Raw genomic sequence first — 16,375 nt, forward strand, 5'->3', positions numbered from 1 at the left:
CCTTGATTTACTGGACGCAGCACCGCCGGGGCGGTCAGCCGGAAATCAGCAAAAAAGTGCGCGAGGCGCGAAGGGGTCACAGATAAAACGCGGCGCCCTGTATACCCCTGCGAGCGCGCAGGCGTCAACGCGTCGCGTACTTTCCTGTAAGAAAAGCGCAACGGTCCTGGAGGAATGGCCTGATGAGGCAAGGTAATGGGCGTACATAGCGCCTCCGATTGTTGTTTTGTCTGCTCGAAACAATGAGCGATCGCACAAGGCAATGGCGCTAGTTCAACGCGGCCGGGGCATTGCGGCAATGGCTGATGCGCAAAGATGGCAGTGGCGGCGTGACGACCTCTGGCAGGATTTATTTACACGCAGCTGCGCGCAATGGAACGCCGAGGAAAAATCGACCCACCTTGTAAGGTTTCTTTTACGAGCTGGAGTAATTAGTTTCCAGGATGAATCAGAAAAACCCTTCAGCGTTGTCAGAACCCTAAGTTAGAGCCTTTGCCCGCGCAGTATCCTGCAGCGGCAGCGCATAAACACAAAAGGCCGCATTGCGCGGCCCTTCGTTTCGATCAACAGCGCGCATCCGCCAAGGATGCCGCCGCGCGCGATCAGTCGCGCGGTTTACCGCGACCACGACCGGCCGGCTTGTCGGTCTGCGGCTTGCCGGTGCGCTTGCGCATCTCGCTCGGGCGCTCGGCCACGGCACTGCCGCGATCCTTGCGTGGAGCGTCCTTGCCGGCAGGACGTGCTGCCCGCTCTGGTGCTGCCTCCTGCGCCGGGCGCAGGCTACGTACGCGCTCGTTACGCGCCATCGGACGGCTCGACTTGCGTTGCAGACGCTCGAGTTTTTCCTTGGCCTTGAGGTTCAGGGTCGGCAACTTGACCGGCTGCAGGCCCACTTCATCCGCCAGGATGTCGATTTCGCCCTGGCTCATTTCACGCCAGCGGCCCATCGGCAGGTCGGAGTTGAGGAACACCGGGCCGAAGCGCACGCGCTTCAGACGGCTGACCACCATGCCCTGGGATTCCCACAGGCGCCGAACTTCGCGGTTACGGCCTTCCATCACCACGCAGTGATACCAGTGGTTGAAGCCTTCGCCACCGGGCGCTTTCTTGATGTCGGTGAACTTCGCCGGGCCATCTTCCAGCACCACGCCCGCCTTGAGCCGCTCGAGCATCTCGTCGTCGACTTCACCGCGCACGCGCACCGCGTATTCACGGTCCATCTCGTAGGATGGGTGCATCAGGCGATTGGCCAGCTCACCATCGGTGGTGAACAGCAACAGGCCAGTGGTGTTGATGTCCAGACGACCGATATTGATCCAGCGGCCTTCGCGTGGCTTGGGCAGGCGGTCGAACACGGTAGGGCGACCTTCGGGGTCGTCACGCGTGCAGATTTCGCCATCGGGCTTGTTGTACATGATCACGCGGCGGGTCGCCTCGGCGGCTTCCTCGCGCTTGATCAACTTGCCATCCACGGCAATGGCATCGTGCAGGTCGACGCGCTGGCCCAGGGTGGCTGGCTTGCCGTTGACCTTGATGCGGCCTTCACCGATCCAGGCTTCGACATCGCGGCGCGAGCCCACGCCGATACGGGCCAGGACTTTCTGCAGCTTTTCGCCAGACGGTGGGACGGGTTGGGATTCTTGCAGGTCGTTGTCGCTCATGGGGCACCTCCCGGTGTGGTCATGACAATCGAATTGGCGGCTGATGCGCCAAAGGGGGCGCGCATTGTAGGGGGAATGTGCACGGAACGCACGGGGTGTCTGTCGGAATTTTTTCCCTGTTCACCAAGCGTGTGAGGTTAGCCGACTCAGGAGGGCAAGGGTTTGTCTGTCGCGGGTGGGGCCGCCTCGGCATGCTGCCCATCCATCGTTTTTTCAGTCGTCGATGCATCGTACGCCGATGCTTCACTCACCGGCTCACGCAAATCCTCGAAGTCGGTCTTGATCCCCTCCTCCATCGCATCCAGCTCCACCAGCAGGGTGCGGAAGCTGGTTTCCTCCTTGGGCGCTTCGGCTTCCTCGTCACCCTCGCCCAGACTGGCGTCGGCCAATGCCTGGAGGTGGGCTGGGACCGGTGCGTCGTCAGGGTCGTCGAACAGGGGCGCAGGCTCCAGATCACGCAGCTCGGCCAAGGCGGGCAACTGATCGAGGCTCTTGAGGTTGAAATGGTCGAGAAAGCCTTTGGTGGTGGCGAACATGGCCGGCCGGCCAGGCACTTCGCGATGCCCCACTACGCGAATCCATTCGCGCTCGATCAAGGTACGCACGATGTTGCTGTTCACCGCCACGCCGCGCACGTCCTCGATTTCGCCGCGGGTGATGGGCTGGCGATAGGCAATCAGCGCCAGCGTTTCCAGCAAGGCCCGTGAATAGCGCTGCGGGCGCTCTTCCCACAGTCGCCCGACCCACGGCGCGTACTGGGCGCGGATCTGCAACCGATAGCCGCTGGCCACTTCCTTGAGCTCGAACGAGCGCTCGGCACACGATCTCTCAAGCACCGCCAAGGCTTTCTTGAATACCGAAGGCCCAGGCCGCTCGCCTTCCTCGAAGAGCTCGTACAGGCGCTCGAGGGTTTGCGGTTTGCCGGATGCCAGCAGAAAGGCTTCGATCAGTGACGCCAGGTCACGCGGGTCATTCAGGTTCATCTTGTTCCAAGGGCTCTTGACTTTGGGCACTGCGGACACGGACGTGAATCGGCGCGAAGGGTTCGTTCTGAACCAGTTCGATGAGCGACTCCTTGACCAGCTCGAGGATCGCCATGAACGTCACCACCACGCCCAATTTGCCCTCCTCGGCGCTGAACAGCTCGACGAAGGGCACGAAACCACCACCGCGCAGGCTGTCCAGCACGTGGCTCATGCGCTCGCGGGTCGACAGCACCTCGCGGGTCACCTGATGGCTTTCGAACAGATCGTTGCGGCGCATGACCTCGGCCATGGACATCAACACTTCTTCCAGACTGACCTGCGGCAACACCTTGCGCGCTTTGGCCTGCGGCGCTTCCAGGCGTGGCACCTGATAGTCGCGACCGTTACGCGGCAACTGGTCGAGGTCTTCGGCGGCGGCCTTGAACCGCTCGTACTGTTGCAGCCGGCGGATCAGCTCGGCGCGCGGATCACCCTCTTCGGCTTCGACCTCGGCCGAGCGTGGCAGCAGCATGCGCGACTTGATCTCGGCCAGCATCGCGGCCATCACCAGGTACTCGGCGGCCAGCTCCAGGCGCACATGCTGCATCAGCTCCACGTAGCTCATGTACTGACGGGTAATGTCAGCCACCGGGATGTCGAGGATATCGATGTTCTGCTTGCGGATCAGGTAAAGCAACAGGTCGAGCGGGCCCTCGAAGGCGTCGAGGAACACTTCCAGGGCGTCCGGCGGGATGTACAGGTCCAGCGGCAGTTCGGTCAGCGCTTCGCCGTAGACCAGCGCCAGTTGCATCTGCATCGGTAACGGCGCCTCGTCGACGGGCGCCGCAGGGTGTTCCTGCACGCTCACGCCTTGGCCAGGAACGGCGCTGGGTCACCGCAGCCTTCGCGGATCAGTTCGGGCTCATCGCCCGACAGGTCGATCACGGTCGAGGGCTCGAGGCCGCCATAGCCGCCGTCGATGATCAGATCGACGTGGTGCTCCAGGCGCTGGCGGATCTCGTAGGGGTCGGTCATGGGCTCGGCGTCGCCTGGCAGGATCAGGCTGACGCTCATCAACGGCTCGCCCAGTTCGGCGGTCAGCGCGTTGACGATCGGGTTGGACGGTACGCGCAGGCCGATGGTGCGGCGCTTGTCGTGCATCAGCAGGCGCGGCACTTCGCGGGTGGCATTGAGGATGAACGTGTAGGGGCCTGGGATGTGCGCCTTGAGCAAGCGGAACTGCGCGGTGTCGATCTTGGCGAACAGGCCCATCTGCGACAGGTCGCAGCAGAGCAAGGTGAAGTTGTGGTGCTTGTCGAGCTGACGCAAACGGCGGACACGCTCGATGGCGTTCTTGTCGCCGATCTGGCAACCCAGTGCGTAGGCAGAATCGGTGGGGTATACCACCACGCCGCCCTTGCGGATGATTTCAACGGCCTGTTTGATCAGGCGCGCCTGGGGGTCTTGCGGGTGAATCTGGAAAAATTGGCTCACGTCGTTGTCCTGTGCGTCACGCAATAGGCTGTTCATGTCGGAATCGACGCCACAGAGGTGGCAGGTCCTCGGGCAAAGGCCGATAGGCACCGATCTCGCCCCAGGTGCCGGGGCCGTGGAAATCACTGCCAGCGCTTGCCAACAGGCCGAACTCACGGGTGAGGATGGACATCGTGCCCACCTGCTCGGCGGGCATCATACCGTTGACCACTTCCAGGGCCTGCCCACCTGCCTGAATATAGTCTGCAATCAGGCGTCTGCGCTTGGTGCGCGTCAATTCGTAGTGCATCGGATGCGCCAGGCTCACCCAGGCGTTTGACTGGCGCAGGGTCGCGACAGTGTCTTCAAGGCTGGGCCAGTGCTGCTTGACATCGCCGAGCTTGCCGGCGCCCAGCCATTTGCGAAACGCCTCGCCACGGTCCTTGGCCAGCCCGGCCTGGACCAGGTACTCGGCAAAATGTGGCCGCGCCGGCGCGTTACCACTATCGCCCAGGGCCTGTTGCACGGCACGGGCGCCGTCGAGGGAGCCGGGCATGCCTTTTTGCGCCAGGCGCCGGTCGATTTCCTCGGCGCGCAGCCAGCGACCGCGGTGCAGGTTTTCGATGGCCGCCAGCAATGGCGCGGCGTCCAACGGGAAGTCGTAGCCCAGGATATGGATGGTGGCGCCGTTCCAGGTGCAGGACAGTTCCACCCCGCTGATCCAGCGCATGCCCAGGGCGCGGCATTGCTCGCGCGCTTCGGGCAGGCCATCGAGGGTATCGTGATCGGTCAGGGCAAAGGTCTGCACCCCGTGCGCATGGGCACGCTCGACCAGTACCGAAGGCGACAAGGCGCCATCGGAGGCCGTGCTGTGGCAGTGCAGGTCAACATTCATAGAGGAGCCGTTCCGCGGGAATCGATGTTTGATATTATGCCGCCACATCCCGCTTCTGGCTGCCACCGTGAAACAATTCATCGATTTCATCCCGCTGTTGCTGTTCTTCATCGTCTACAAGCTCGACCCGCGCATGGTCGACCTGGCTGGGCATGACTTCGAACTGGGCGGCATCTACAGCGCCACCAAGGTCCTCATCGCGGCCTCCATCGTGGTCTACGGCGCATTGTTCATCCGCCAGCGCAAGCTGGAAAAGGGCCAGTGGCTCACCTTGATCGCCTGCCTGCTGTTCGGCGGTCTGACCTTGGCCTTCCACAGCGTCACTTTTCTCAAGTGGAAGGCGCCGGTGGTGAACTGGCTGTTCGCCCTGGCTTTTCTGGGCAGCCACTTCATCGGTGACAAGGTGCTGGTCAAACGCTTCATGGGCCATGCGCTGAGCCTGCCCGAGCCGGTCTGGCTGCGTCTGAACATGGCCTGGGTGGTGTTCTTCCTGTTCTGCGGCGCGGCCAACCTGTACGTGGCCTTCACCTTCGAAGACTTCTGGGTCGACTTCAAAGTGTTCGGCAGCCTGGGCATGACGGTGATTTTCCTGGTTGCCCAAGGCATTTACCTGTCGCGCCACTTGAACGACAGTGACACCCCTCCCACCAAACCCAAGGATTGACATGCTCTACGCCATCATCGCCAGCGACGTCGAAGGTTCCCTGGACAAGCGCCTGGCCGCTCGCCCCGCTCATCTGGAGCGTCTGCAACAGCTCAAGGCCGCTGGCCGCATCGTTCTGGCGGGCCCACACCCGGCCATCGACAGCAACGATCCTGGCGCAGCGGGCTTCAGCGGCAGCCTGATCGTCGCCGAGTTCGACTCGCTGGCTGCCGCGCAAGCCTGGGCCGATGCCGACCCGTACGTGGCGGCCGGCGTGTACCAACAGGTCGTGGTCAAACCGTTCAAACAGGTATTGCCGTGACCTTTGGGGCGGCGCGCGTGTCTCTTGCACAGGCACCTGCCGCTCCAATCCATGTTTCGCGTCGAGTAAGCCATGAGTGAGCTGTTACTGATTGATGATGACCAGGAACTCTGCGAGTTGCTCGGCAGCTGGCTGAACCAGGAAGGGTTCGTGGTCCGCGCCTGTCACGACGGCCAGAGTGCGCGTCAGGCCTTGGCCGAGCAGGCTCCGGCTGCGGTCGTGCTGGATGTCATGTTGCCCGATGGCAGCGGGCTGGAGCTGCTCAAGCAGTTGCGTACCGAACACACCGACCTGCCGGTGCTGATGCTATCGGCGCGCGGCGAGCCGCTGGACCGCATTCTCGGGCTGGAGCTGGGCGCCGATGACTACCTGGCCAAGCCCTGTGATCCGCGCGAGCTGACGGCGCGGTTGCGGGCGGTGTTGCGCCGCAGCCATCCGACTGCCGCACCGACGCAGATGGAAATTGGCGATCTGGTGTTCAGCCCGGTGCGTGGGGTGGCCAGCATCAATGAACGGGACATGACCCTGACGCTGTCGGAGAGTCGGATTCTGGAGGCGTTGTTGCGCCAGCCTGGAGAGCCGCTCGACAAGCAGGAGCTGGCGCAGTTGGCGTTGGGGCGCAAGCTGACGTTGTATGACCGGAGTCTGGATATGCATGTCAGTAATTTGCGGCGCAAGATCGGGCCGCATCCTGATGGACGGCCGCGGGTGGTGGCGTTACGTAGTCGGGGGTATTACTACAGTTTGTGATGCACGAGTGGAGTGCGCTCGGATTAGCCGGGACGGACCGTGCAGCGGACTCCAGCCATAGGATCAAAGAGTTTGTGCGGGGCAGGGTTAAGCGGCAGTTTTCCCCAGCGTCTGCGCTTGGCAAGCAGCAATGAACGGTTCTCAACAGATTGGCAACGGGACGGAGATGCAGCCTACCCCATGAATTCCAAGGTGCTTCAGCTCCCCAGAAATCTCCACGGGCGTGACTTCGTGGTCGGAGACATCCACTTCAAAACCGTCGATCTGCACCGCGGCCTGCACGCGCTGGGCTTCGATGAAGCCAAGGATCGACTGATCGCCGTGGGTGATCTGATCGACCGCGGGCGTGGTGTACTGGATGGGCTGAAGCTGCTCGGCGAGCCTTGGTTCTTCAGTGTCCTTGGGAACCACGAGCGAATGCTGATCGACGCTTATGAAGCCGATCCAGAGGCTCGTTATTCGGCGCATGGCGCTGGCTGGTGGATGACGATCGCTGATGAGTCCAAGGCGATGATCATCGACAAGCTCCGGAGCCTGCCGATTGTCATAGAGGTCGAGTCGGAACAGGGCGTCGTCGGTGTCGTGCACGCCGATGTGCCGGCGGGCATGACCTGGCCGACCTTTGTCGAGCAGCTCGGCGAGCCTGCAATCGAGGAAACCGCCCTATGGGGGCGAGAGCGGATCATTGAGCACCAGCGTGAAGGCGTGCCGGGCGTATGGCGCGTCTGCACTGGGCATACGTGGACGCCGCAGCCGCTGAGGTTAGGCAATGTGCTGGCGCTGGACATCACCGGAGGTATCGACGGCTCTCTGGCCATTTTCAGTGTTCAGGATGACCAGGTCTTCGTTGACGGTGTTGCTGCATCGATCGAGCAGGCCGAATGCTTGAGCGATCAACTCCAAGCGCTTGAGCGGTGTGCCGGGGCTCTCACGTCGACAGTGGACGCTAACGAGCTCATCGAGGCCCAGGTTCTGGCCGCAGAGCTGGCGCTCATGGTGAAGCGGATCACTTCGATGTGGCAACACGTTCACGACGGCGTTGATGAACAACAGCGGCTGATCAACGCGCTGCATGGTCTAAGCCTTGCGACCGAAAAAAATCGGCGCGCCAGGCTCGACGAGCTATGTGCCAGGCACAAGAACACCCAAGTCGAGGGGTTTCTCCGACGATTACTGGGTTAAGCAGGTTTTAGGACACAGTCACCCTTGAGGGCCTTGAGGTTTTTCAGGTCGCTCCCAACCCACCTTCGGCGTGATGACTGCGCACCAGCCCTTGCTTGACGATGCACTCTCAAAAGCTCGGTTCAAGCGCCTCGGAACGCCTGGCCCTTGCACTGCGGCGTTTTATTGTGGACCTATGCACCGAGCGGCTTCTTCGATTCGAAACGCCTTACATACCGCCGCCCTCAGCTCCATCGGAGACTGTAGCGCTACTGCCTGCGCCAGAGCAGGCGCCGCCGCGAACACTGCTGGGCAGCAAGCTCAACGAGCCATTAGCCAGTACCTGATGAGCGACTGCACCTGGATCCTACCCCAGCCATTCAGCGAGCGAGTGGCGCCGGCAAAAACGAAGAACAACTCAAAACCGTCTGGCATCAGTTCAGCACTCCAGAGACGGTTGTGCAGGGAAACAGCATCAGCAACGCTCTACCTGTCTTTACCCTGCCTTTACCCTCCCCTGACCGCCTTTGACTTTCATCTCCCTAGACTGGGCTCATCCGGTAATCGCCGGTCCATGACAGGAGATACACCATGCGCAAGACCCTCACCGCCCTGCTGCTCGCCGCCACCTTGCCGACTGTGGCCATGGCCATGCCGCCTGAAGGTGGCCCACGTCACGATGGCCCGCCGCACCGTGGTGGTCCGTTCGCTCAGCTGGACCTGACCCGTGAACAGCGCCAGCAGGTCGATCAGTTGATGGATCAGCAGCGCCGCGCTGACCGCGAGATCCACGATCGCTACATGGACAAGCTGCCCGCCGCCGAGAAAACGGCGATGGACAAGGAAGCCAAGGCCAGCCGCGACAAGACGCAATCCGAAATTCGCGGCCTGCTCAAGCCCGAGCAGCAGAAGCGTTTCGACGAGCTGCAGAAAGAACGTGACGCCCGTGCCGCCGAATGGCAGGAATTCCAGACCTGGAAAGCTGAAAAAGCCAAAAAGGCCCAGTAAGCTGTCGGCTTCTCTGCCCGGCCCGCGCTTTTGCGGGCCGGGCTTTTCTCGTTGATGGGAGGTGCTTGCCTTGCGATCCCTGTTCTGGCGTATTCTGGCCAGCTTCTGGCTGGCCATCGCCCTGGTGGCCGGGCTGTCGATTCTGATGGGGCATGTGCTCAATCAGGACGCCTGGATTCTCAGTCGTCACCCTGGCCTGAGCAATCTGGCCAAGGAGTGGACGACACGCTACGAGCAGCAAGGCGTGGCGCCGGCGCAGCGCTTTCTGGAACGGCGCAAACAGCAGTACAAGATCGATGTGCAGGTGCTCAATGACAGCGGCGAGGCGGTCGTGCCCGGCACCTTTCCGCGCCGCGCGGCTGACTTCGAGGCGCGCCAGCAGAACGACGACCGGCGCCTGCCCTGGCGTCGCCTGACCCAGGAGTTCATCAGCCCGACCACGGGCGAGACCTACCTGCTCATCTACCGCATCCCGCACCCGGAGCTGGACGCCTGGCACCGCGACAGTCTGCTCTGGCCGTTGAGTGCACTGGGGATCGCCCTGGTGGTGCTGACCCTGTTCAGCCTGCTCGTGACCCTGTCGATCACCCGTCCCTTGAGCCGCCTGCGCGGGGCCGTGCACGACCTTGGGCAGACCAGCTACCAGCAGAACAGTCTGGCGCGTCTGGCGGGCCGGCGCGATGAGTTCGGCGTGCTGGCCAACGACTTCAACAAGATGGGCGCACGCCTGCAGAGCATGATTGGCAGCCAGCGCCAGCTGCTGCGTGATGTCTCCCACGAACTGCGCTCGCCCCTGGCCCGCCTGCGCGTGGCCCTGGCCCTGGCCGAGCGGGCCAACGCCGAGCAGCGCCAGGCACTGTGGCCACGCCTGGCGCGTGAGTGCGATCGGCTGGAAGACCTGATCAGCGAGATCCTGGAGCTGGCCCGCGTCGACGCGGAACAGGCTCATGCCGAACCGGTCGACCTCAACGCGCTGCTCGGCAGCGTGCGCAAGGATGCGCAGCTCAATGATGCCGAACAGGACATCCGTCTGGAGACCGAACCCGGCCTGGCCCTGCAAGGCTGGCCCACGCTGATCGAGCGGGCACTGGACAACCTGCTGCGCAATGCCCTGCGCTTCAACCCGCCCGGCATGCCTATCGAACTGCGGGCCGTGCGTGATCAGGAGCGGATCATTGTCACTGTGCGCGACCACGGCCCAGGCGTGGCTGCCGAACACCTGGCGCAACTGGGCGAGCCCTTCTTCCGCGCACCCGGGCAGCAAGCCTCGGGGCATGGGTTGGGGCTGGCCATCGCGCGCAAGGCGGTCGAGCGCCATGGTGGGGTGCTGGCACTGGGCAATCACCCGCAAGGCGGATTCGAAGCGCGACTGGAGCTGCCAAGCACGGTGGTGGCCGGCTGACGGACGCGGCTGAAGCAGCCGACCACGGCAGTGGACGGCGGACGGCGAGCCTGGAGCGGCCAACCACGGCGCTGGCCGCCTGACGGGCAAGTCTGAAGCACCCAGCCACGGCACTGGCCGGCTGATGGGCGAGCCTGAAGCCGTCGACCAAAGCGCTGGCCGGCTGACGGACGCGGGAAGCCAGGCTTCCGCGCCCGCAGCAATCAGCCCCAGGCTTGCACGAAGTCCTGGGTCTGCAGCACCGGCGCATCGCGCGGTTCTTTGGCAGGTGTGCCGACATACATATAGCCGATCACTTCCTCGTTGGCGGTCAGACCCAGGCCCTGCTGAACGTGCGCGTCATACGCCAGGTCACCGGTTCGCCACACGGCCCCGATCCCTTGGGCGTGGGCGGCGAGCAGGATGCCGTGAGCGGCGCAACCTGCCGCCAGGCGCTGTTCGTAGGCAGGCACTTTGGGGTGGTCATGCAGTGTGGCGATCACCACGATCAACAACGGCGCCCGCAGCGGCATGCCGCGCGCCTTGTCGAGTTTTTCCGGGCTTTGCTCACCCTTGGCCTGCATTGCCTGAGCGAACAGCTCACCCAAGGCTTCGCGCCCCTGACCTTCGACGGTGAGGAACCGCCACGGCCGCAACTGGCCATGATCGGGGGCACGCAGGGCTGCCTGGAACAGCGCTTCGCGCTGAGCCGCGTCAGGCGCGGGGTCAGTCAGGCGCGCTACGGACACGCGGTTGAGCAAAGCGTCGAGAGCCTCCATCGGCTACCTCTGGGTCAAGGAATGTGCAGGCATTCTGCACCAGGCCCCGCAGGAAATTCATCCACGCGAAGCGTGGGGGATTGCGCACTACTGCACAGTACCCGCGGACAACACCGATAAAGCGCGATTGCAGCCATTGGGGCTGCTTCGCCGCCCATCGCGACTAACCGGAGCGCTGGACCGGCCGCGTTCACAGGGTAGGAGCGGCTTCAGCCGCGATGGCCGGCAACGCCGGCCTGACTCAAACAACGCGTAACAGCAGGCAGACAGTGATCGCAGTCTTGGGTCGGCTACGCCGCCCATCGCGGCTGAAGCCGCTCCTACAAGGCCCGCATTTTTTTTGCAGAAATACGCGTGCCTACCACAATAGAAATCCTGTGAGAGCGACCGGTCCGGCGCTCCAATAAGAGGGTAGGAGCGGCTTCAGCCGCGATGGCCGGCAACGCCGGCCTGACTCAGGCGACGCCTACCGCCCGCTGTAGCGCGACTGAAGCCGTTGAGGCTGCTCCGCCGCCCATCGCGACTAACCGGAGCGCCGGACCGGTCGCTGCAGGCATGGCACGGAAGCTCGGGTTCGCACGGCCAGGTAGGCGGCCACTCCAAGGGTGAGAGCCTGCAGCACCTGTTCCCTGCGCGGCAGCGCAGCGCGTTGCGGCAGGCGGACACCAGCGCGAAACCGCTTTCAGGCGAACCGCTCCAGCGTTTACTTAAACCGAGCCGCAGGTAGAATGTCGCCCTTCGATTCGACCCCCGAGCTCATCACATGGCGTTGCCGACCTTAAGAATCCTGGGTTTCATCATCGGCATCTTTCTCATCACCCTGGCGGTGAGCATGGTGGTACCCATGGCCACCCTGGTGCTGTTCGAGCGCACCCACGACCTGCCCTCGTTCCTCTGGTCGAGCCTGATCACCTTCATTGCCGGCCTGACCCTGATCCTCCCCGGGCGCCCCGAACACGTGCACCTGCGCCCGCGCGACATGTACCTGCTGACGGTCAGCAGTTGGGTAGTGGTGTGCATTTTCGCCGCGTTGCCGTTTCTGCTCACCCAGCACATCAGCTACACCAATGCGTTTTTCGAGAGCATGTCGGGCATTACCGCCACCGGCGCCACGGTACTCAGCGGGCTGGACAACCTCTCGCCCGGCATTCTGATGTGGCGCTCGATGTTGCACTGGCTGGGCGGGATCGGCTTCATCGCCATGGCGGTGGCGATCCTGCCGCTGCTGCGCATTGGCGGCATGCGTCTGTTCCAGACCGAGTCATCGGACCGCTCCGAGAAGGTGATGCCGCGCTCGCACATGGTCGCCAAGTCGATCGTGCTGGTGTATGTGGGCATCACCGTGCTCGGCAGCCTGGCGTTCTGGTGGGCAGGCATGAGCCTGTTCGATGGCATCAACCACGCCATGTCGGCGATTTCCACCGGGGGCTTTTCAACCTCCGACCAGTCCCTGGCGAAATGGGACATCCCGGCCGTGCACTGGGTCGCGGTGGTGGTGATGATCTGCGGCAGCCTGCCGTTCACCCTGTATGTGGCGACCTTGCGCGGTAATCGCGGTGCGCTGATTCGCGACCAGCAGATCCAGGGGTTGCTGGGTTTGCTGGTGGCCACCTGGATCGTGCTGGGCACCTGGTACTGGGCCACCACCAACCTGCACTGGCTCGACGCCCTGCGCCACGTGGCGCTGAACGTGACGTCGATCGTCACCACCACGGGCTTTGCCCTGGGCGACTACAGCCTGTGGGGCAATTTTTCCCTGATGCTGTTTTTCTACCTGGGCTTCATCGGCGGTTGCTCAGGCTCGACCGCCGGCGGCATCAAGATCTTCCGCTTTCAGGTGGCGTACATCCTGCTCAAGGCCAACCTCAATCAGCTGATCCACCCGCGCGCGGTCATCAAGCAGAAGTACAACGGCCATCGTCTGGACGAAGAGATCGTGCGCTCGATCCTGACGTTCTCGTTCTTCTTCGGCTTCACCATCGGTTTCATCGCCCTGCTGCTGTCGCTGCTGGGGGTTGACTGGATGACCGCGCTGACGGGCGCCGCCGGTACGGTATCGGGGGTCGGCCCTGGGCTGGGCGAGGTGATCGGGCCAGCAGGCAACTATGCCAGCCTCCCGGATGCCGCCAAATGGATCCTGGCCGGCGGCATGCTGCTCGGACGCCTGGAGATCATCACGGTGCTGGTGTTGTGCATGCCGGCGTTCTGGCGTCATTGACCCGGGCGCGGTATTCGCTCGGGGTCACCTGGAACCAGCGACGAAACGCCCGATAGAAATTGCTCGGGTCGGCAAACCCCAGCAGATAGGCGGTTTCCAGCAGTGTGGTGTTCGGCTGCGCCAGATACTGCTCGGCCAGCTCACGGCGGGTGTCGTCCAGCAGTGCCTGGAAGCTGGTGCCCTCTTCCTGCAGACGCCGCTGCAAGGTGCGCTGTGACAGGTGCAGGGCCTGGGCCAGGGTTTCGCGCTTGGGCTCACCCTGCGGCAGAATGCGGCACAGTACCTGGCGTACCCGATGGGTGACACGGCTGCCGGAAAAGCGTGCCAGGTACTCGCCAGCGAAGCGGTCGTGGAGTACCGCCATGGCTTCGTTTGCAGTGGGCAGCGGCAGCTCCATGTCGGCCCGATCGAAGACCAGCGCGTCCTGCTCTGCGCCAAACACCAGTGGTGCGTGAAACGCCGCCTTGTAGGGCTCGACGTCCCTGGGCTGCGGCCCCAGCACGCGCACCTGGCGCGGCACGATGGGCCGACCACTGAGCCAGCGGCACAGCGACAAGGCGCAGGCCAGCGAAGCCTCGGCACTGTGCCGGGTGGGGACCAGGTGATCACCGTGCACCGTCAGCATCAACGTGTAGCCCTGCGGGCCGAGGGTGAAACTGAGGTCGGAGCTTTCGGCGATGATGCGCTGGTAGCGCACCAGCCGGTCGAAGCCTTCGGCCAGGGTACGGCTCGACATCAACGCGTAGCCGACCACATGAAAGGAAGCGGGGCGCACCACCCTGGCCATGTTCAGGCCGATGGCCCGATTGCCCGACAGCTCCTGCGCCAGTTGCCACAGGCGGGTCATGTCATCCTGAGGGAAGCGCGCGTCGGGGTCGTCCAGCGCTGCGAAGTCCAGCCCCAGCCTGTTGAACATGGCCGGGCAGTCGAGCCCCTCGAGTTCCAGGGCCTTGACGATGCCTGATGCCCAACTGGCAGATGTGGTTCTCTCACTCATACGTGCCCTGACCACGGTGTCGATGATTTCAAAGGATACTCAATTGGCGCCTATTGTCACTGGCCCTGATGAGCAATGACTCTAGACTCGATTCATCTGCCACGCCGCCAATCGCTGTTTGCAAGGAGTGCAAAGGTGAATCGTCACGCGCAATTTCACAGCTTCGCCGAGTTCTACCCCTATTACCTGGGTGAACACAGTGACCCGACGTGCAGGCGCCTGCACTTTGTCGGCACGGCACTGGTGATCGCCCTGCTGGCCTTCAGCATTGGCAGTGCCAACTGGCTGCTGTTGCTCACCGTACCCCTGGCCGGCTATGGATTTGCCTGGGCAGGGCACTTCTTTTTCGAAAAGAACCGTCCGGCCACCTTTACCTACCCGTTTTATAGTCTGGTCGGGGATTTCGCGATGTTTCGCGACGTCTTGCGCGGCAAAGTGAGCCTCTGACTGGCCAAGGCGGCGCTCGCTGGTTAGGCTGCGGCGCTGATCAACTGCGCCTCTAGAGCCCCTCGCAACATGCCTGGATACCATTGCTACGCACTTCCAGCGGCCCAACGCCGACTCCTGCAACTGTTTTACCGCCAGCACCACTCACGCATGAAGCCTTCCGGGGAAGCGGCGATGTGGGTGGCGCGTCGGCATGAAATCATCGGCGGCCTGTGCCTGACGCCCGTCGCCCAGGGCCAATGGCTGACCAGCCTGCTGGTGGCCCCGGCCGAGCGAGGTCGAGGGACCGGTCAGGCACTGATCGAGGCGGCGCTGACGAACGTCCACGGCCCAGCCTGGTTGTTCTGTGAGCCAGCCTTGGTGGGGTTCTACGAACGGTCGGGGTTCAGCATGGCAACGGCGCTGCCGGAGGCATTGGCGAGTCGCCTGCAACGCTACCAGCGCAGCAAGGCGCTGGTAGCACTGCAGCGCGACCCACGCTAGGCCGCGCTCGGCAGGCCCCGGTTCAGGGCGTACGGGTTCGTGGATCAGCGGGGGTATCGGCCTTGGCCTGGGCATTGGCGGCCGCTTTTTCATCGACGGCATGGGTGTGGCCCAGAACGCTGATGGTCTCGCCGTCCTTGCCTTCGTCGAAGTCCTTCTCGCCAGGGTCCTTGCCTTCGGCAGACATGTGCTCGATCACCGCATTCATTTCCGCGCCCAGCAGCAACACGGCCGAGGAAATGTAGAAGTACAACAGCAGCACGATGATCGCGCCGATGCTGCCATACATGGCGTTATAGTCAGCGAACGTCTTGACGTAGTAGGCAAAACCCAACGACGCGACGATCCACACCACCACGGCCAGGACCGATCCTGGGGTGATGAAGCGAAATTTCTGTTTCACATCGGGCATCACGTAGTAAGTGACCGCCACGGCCACCATCATCAGCAGGATGATTGCTGGCCAGCGCAGGATCGTCCACAAGGTAACGACGATCTCCTGCATGCCGATCTGCGCCGCGATCCACTCCATGACCTGGGGCCCGAGCACCATCAGCGCTGCAACCGACAGCAGCATGCCGGCGATGCCGATGGTGTAGAAGATCGACAGCGGAATGCGTTTCCAGACCGGCCGCCCTTCCGGCACATCGTAGGCCGCGTTCATGGCGCTCATCATCAGGCGTACGCCGGCCGAGGCGGTCCACAGCGCGATCACGATACCCACCGATACCAGGCCGCCCTTGGACTGCTGCAGCTGGTCGATCACCGGGTTGACCGATTCCAGTGCCTGCGGTGGCAGGACGTATTCCGCCTGCAGGCGCAACCAGGAGAAGAAGTCCGGCAGGTGCAGAAAGCCGATCAGGGCAATCAGGAACAACAGGAAGGGAAACAGGGAAAACAGCATCTGGTACGCCAGCGCAGAGGCGTAGGTAGACATTTCGTCGTCAAGAAACTCGTTGACGGTACGCACAAGTACACGGTGCAGGGGCAGGCCTTGCAGGACGGGGAAAATCATAGCGTCTCCTTTCGCCGCTTGATCATCGAGGCAGACCCACGGGATGGCCTGATAAGAAACAACCTGTCCCATGGACAGCGTCCAGGCTGTAAGTGCTCATGTAAATGTAGCGCAGGCATGCGCCGGGATCGAGTAGGAGGCGGATTCACATCCGCCGTCCTCTCACACCACCGTGCG

Annotated in this window: 17 protein-coding genes; 9 read left to right on the top strand and 8 right to left on the bottom strand. The window is 63.1% G+C overall.

The window, feature by feature from the left end:
- Positions 1 to 602: 602 nt before the first annotated feature.
- From rluB to RT028_RS09775, 5 genes are all read right to left on the bottom strand, one after another.
- Positions 603 to 1,661, bottom strand: a complete 1,059-nt coding sequence (rluB, locus tag RT028_RS09755) for a 23S rRNA pseudouridine(2605) synthase RluB (RefSeq protein ID WP_312934515.1) — start codon at positions 1,659 to 1,661, stop codon at positions 603 to 605.
- 146 nt (positions 1,662 to 1,807) lie between these two features.
- The gene (gene scpB / locus RT028_RS09760; protein ID WP_312934516.1) at positions 1,808 to 2,644 is read right to left on the bottom strand and encodes an SMC-Scp complex subunit ScpB; all 837 of its coding nucleotides are present in this window, start codon (positions 2,642 to 2,644) and stop codon (positions 1,808 to 1,810) included.
- Complete coding sequence (locus RT028_RS09765) at positions 2,631 to 3,365, bottom strand: ScpA family protein (protein ID WP_312934530.1); 735 nt, start codon at positions 3,363 to 3,365, stop codon at positions 2,631 to 2,633. The genes scpB and RT028_RS09765 overlap by 14 nt, the downstream gene beginning before the upstream one ends.
- A 125-nt stretch (positions 3,366 to 3,490) precedes the next feature.
- Entirely contained in the window at positions 3,491 to 4,120 is a 630-nt protein-coding gene (locus RT028_RS09770; protein ID WP_312934531.1) for an L-threonylcarbamoyladenylate synthase, read from the bottom strand.
- A 16-nt stretch (positions 4,121 to 4,136) separates the two neighbouring features.
- Positions 4,137 to 4,994, bottom strand: coding sequence for a PHP domain-containing protein (locus RT028_RS09775; protein ID WP_312934517.1), 858 nt, complete (start codon positions 4,992 to 4,994; stop codon positions 4,137 to 4,139).
- Positions 4,995 to 5,061: 67 nt separating this feature from the next.
- On the opposite strand from RT028_RS09775, the gene RT028_RS09780 reads away from it, so the two are divergent.
- The 6 genes from RT028_RS09780 to RT028_RS09805 all read left to right on the top strand — a co-directional run bounded on the left by RT028_RS09780 (position 5,062) and on the right by RT028_RS09805 (position 10,280).
- Positions 5,062 to 5,658: a septation protein A gene (locus RT028_RS09780; RefSeq protein WP_312934518.1), complete on the top strand. Its 597-nt coding sequence runs from the start codon at positions 5,062 to 5,064 to the stop codon at positions 5,656 to 5,658.
- A gap of 1 nt (position 5,659) precedes the next feature.
- Positions 5,660 to 5,959 carry a YciI family protein gene (locus RT028_RS09785; RefSeq protein ID WP_312934519.1) on the top strand — a complete coding sequence of 100 codons (300 nt, stop codon included), beginning with the start codon at positions 5,660 to 5,662 and terminating at the stop codon, positions 5,957 to 5,959.
- 72 nt (positions 5,960 to 6,031) lie between these two features.
- A complete protein-coding gene (locus tag RT028_RS09790; RefSeq protein ID WP_312934520.1) occupies positions 6,032 to 6,709 on the top strand; it encodes a response regulator transcription factor in 678 nt (225 codons plus the stop codon).
- 180 nt (positions 6,710 to 6,889) lie between these two features.
- On the top strand, positions 6,890 to 7,891 hold the full coding sequence (locus RT028_RS09795; protein ID WP_312934521.1) for a metallophosphoesterase: 1,002 nt from the start codon (positions 6,890 to 6,892) through the stop codon (positions 7,889 to 7,891).
- 570 nt (positions 7,892 to 8,461) lie between these two features.
- The gene (locus RT028_RS09800) at positions 8,462 to 8,878 is read left to right on the top strand and encodes a Spy/CpxP family protein refolding chaperone (protein ID WP_312934522.1); all 417 of its coding nucleotides are present in this window, start codon (positions 8,462 to 8,464) and stop codon (positions 8,876 to 8,878) included.
- A 70-nt stretch (positions 8,879 to 8,948) separates the two neighbouring features.
- Complete coding sequence (locus tag RT028_RS09805; protein ID WP_312934523.1) at positions 8,949 to 10,280, top strand: HAMP domain-containing sensor histidine kinase; 1,332 nt, start codon at positions 8,949 to 8,951, stop codon at positions 10,278 to 10,280.
- Positions 10,281 to 10,483: 203 nt separating this feature from the next.
- On the opposite strand, the gene RT028_RS09810 is transcribed toward RT028_RS09805, so the two are convergent.
- Complete coding sequence (locus tag RT028_RS09810) at positions 10,484 to 11,038, bottom strand: nitroreductase (RefSeq protein WP_312934524.1); 555 nt, start codon at positions 11,036 to 11,038, stop codon at positions 10,484 to 10,486.
- A 763-nt stretch (positions 11,039 to 11,801) separates the two neighbouring features.
- On the opposite strand from RT028_RS09810, the gene RT028_RS09815 reads away from it, so the two are divergent.
- Entirely contained in the window at positions 11,802 to 13,256 is a 1,455-nt protein-coding gene (locus tag RT028_RS09815; RefSeq protein ID WP_312934525.1) for a TrkH family potassium uptake protein, read from the top strand.
- On the opposite strand, the gene RT028_RS09820 is transcribed toward RT028_RS09815, so the two are convergent.
- On the bottom strand, positions 13,213 to 14,253 hold the full coding sequence (locus RT028_RS09820; RefSeq protein WP_312934526.1) for an AraC family transcriptional regulator: 1,041 nt from the start codon (positions 14,251 to 14,253) through the stop codon (positions 13,213 to 13,215). The genes RT028_RS09815 and RT028_RS09820 overlap by 44 nt on opposite strands.
- 135 nt (positions 14,254 to 14,388) lie before the next feature.
- On the opposite strand from RT028_RS09820, the gene RT028_RS09825 reads away from it, so the two are divergent.
- Both RT028_RS09825 and RT028_RS09830 read left to right on the top strand, forming a co-directional pair.
- Complete coding sequence (locus RT028_RS09825; protein WP_312934527.1) at positions 14,389 to 14,700, top strand: DUF962 domain-containing protein; 312 nt, start codon at positions 14,389 to 14,391, stop codon at positions 14,698 to 14,700.
- Between the two features lie 69 nt (positions 14,701 to 14,769).
- Positions 14,770 to 15,183, top strand: coding sequence for a GNAT family N-acetyltransferase (locus RT028_RS09830; RefSeq protein ID WP_312934528.1), 414 nt, complete (start codon positions 14,770 to 14,772; stop codon positions 15,181 to 15,183).
- A gap of 22 nt (positions 15,184 to 15,205) precedes the next feature.
- On the opposite strand, the gene RT028_RS09835 is transcribed toward RT028_RS09830, so the two are convergent.
- Positions 15,206 to 16,198, bottom strand: coding sequence for a YihY/virulence factor BrkB family protein (locus tag RT028_RS09835; RefSeq protein WP_312934529.1), 993 nt, complete (start codon positions 16,196 to 16,198; stop codon positions 15,206 to 15,208).
- Between the last annotated feature and the right edge of the window lie 177 nt (positions 16,199 to 16,375).

It is taken from the genome of Pseudomonas sp. (assembly GCF_032058845.1).
In the GTDB taxonomy this organism is placed as follows: domain Bacteria; phylum Pseudomonadota; class Gammaproteobacteria; order Pseudomonadales; family Pseudomonadaceae; genus Aquipseudomonas.

Bases quoted from the DNA above. Each gene is read 5' to 3' on its own strand.
- RT028_RS09790 (WP_312934520.1), top strand. From the start codon at position 6,032: ATGAGTGAGCTGTTACTGATTGATGATGACCAGGAACTCTGCGAGTTG.
- RT028_RS09785 (WP_312934519.1), top strand. From the start codon at position 5,660: ATGCTCTACGCCATCATCGCCAGCGACGTCGAAGGTTCCCTGGACAAG.
- RT028_RS09815 (WP_312934525.1), top strand. From the start codon at position 11,802: ATGGCGTTGCCGACCTTAAGAATCCTGGGTTTCATCATCGGCATCTTT.
- scpB (WP_312934516.1), bottom strand. From the start codon at position 2,644: ATGAACCTGAATGACCCGCGTGACCTGGCGTCACTGATCGAAGCCTTT.
- RT028_RS09795 (WP_312934521.1), top strand. From the start codon at position 6,890: ATGAATTCCAAGGTGCTTCAGCTCCCCAGAAATCTCCACGGGCGTGAC.
- RT028_RS09775 (WP_312934517.1), bottom strand. From the start codon at position 4,994: ATGAATGTTGACCTGCACTGCCACAGCACGGCCTCCGATGGCGCCTTG.
- RT028_RS09820 (WP_312934526.1), bottom strand. From the start codon at position 14,253: ATGAGTGAGAGAACCACATCTGCCAGTTGGGCATCAGGCATCGTCAAG.
- RT028_RS09810 (WP_312934524.1), bottom strand. From the start codon at position 11,038: ATGGAGGCTCTCGACGCTTTGCTCAACCGCGTGTCCGTAGCGCGCCTG.
- RT028_RS09800 (WP_312934522.1), top strand. From the start codon at position 8,462: ATGCGCAAGACCCTCACCGCCCTGCTGCTCGCCGCCACCTTGCCGACT.
- rluB (WP_312934515.1), bottom strand. From the start codon at position 1,661: ATGAGCGACAACGACCTGCAAGAATCCCAACCCGTCCCACCGTCTGGC.
- RT028_RS09830 (WP_312934528.1), top strand. From the start codon at position 14,770: ATGCCTGGATACCATTGCTACGCACTTCCAGCGGCCCAACGCCGACTC.
- RT028_RS09835 (WP_312934529.1), bottom strand. From the start codon at position 16,198: ATGATTTTCCCCGTCCTGCAAGGCCTGCCCCTGCACCGTGTACTTGTG.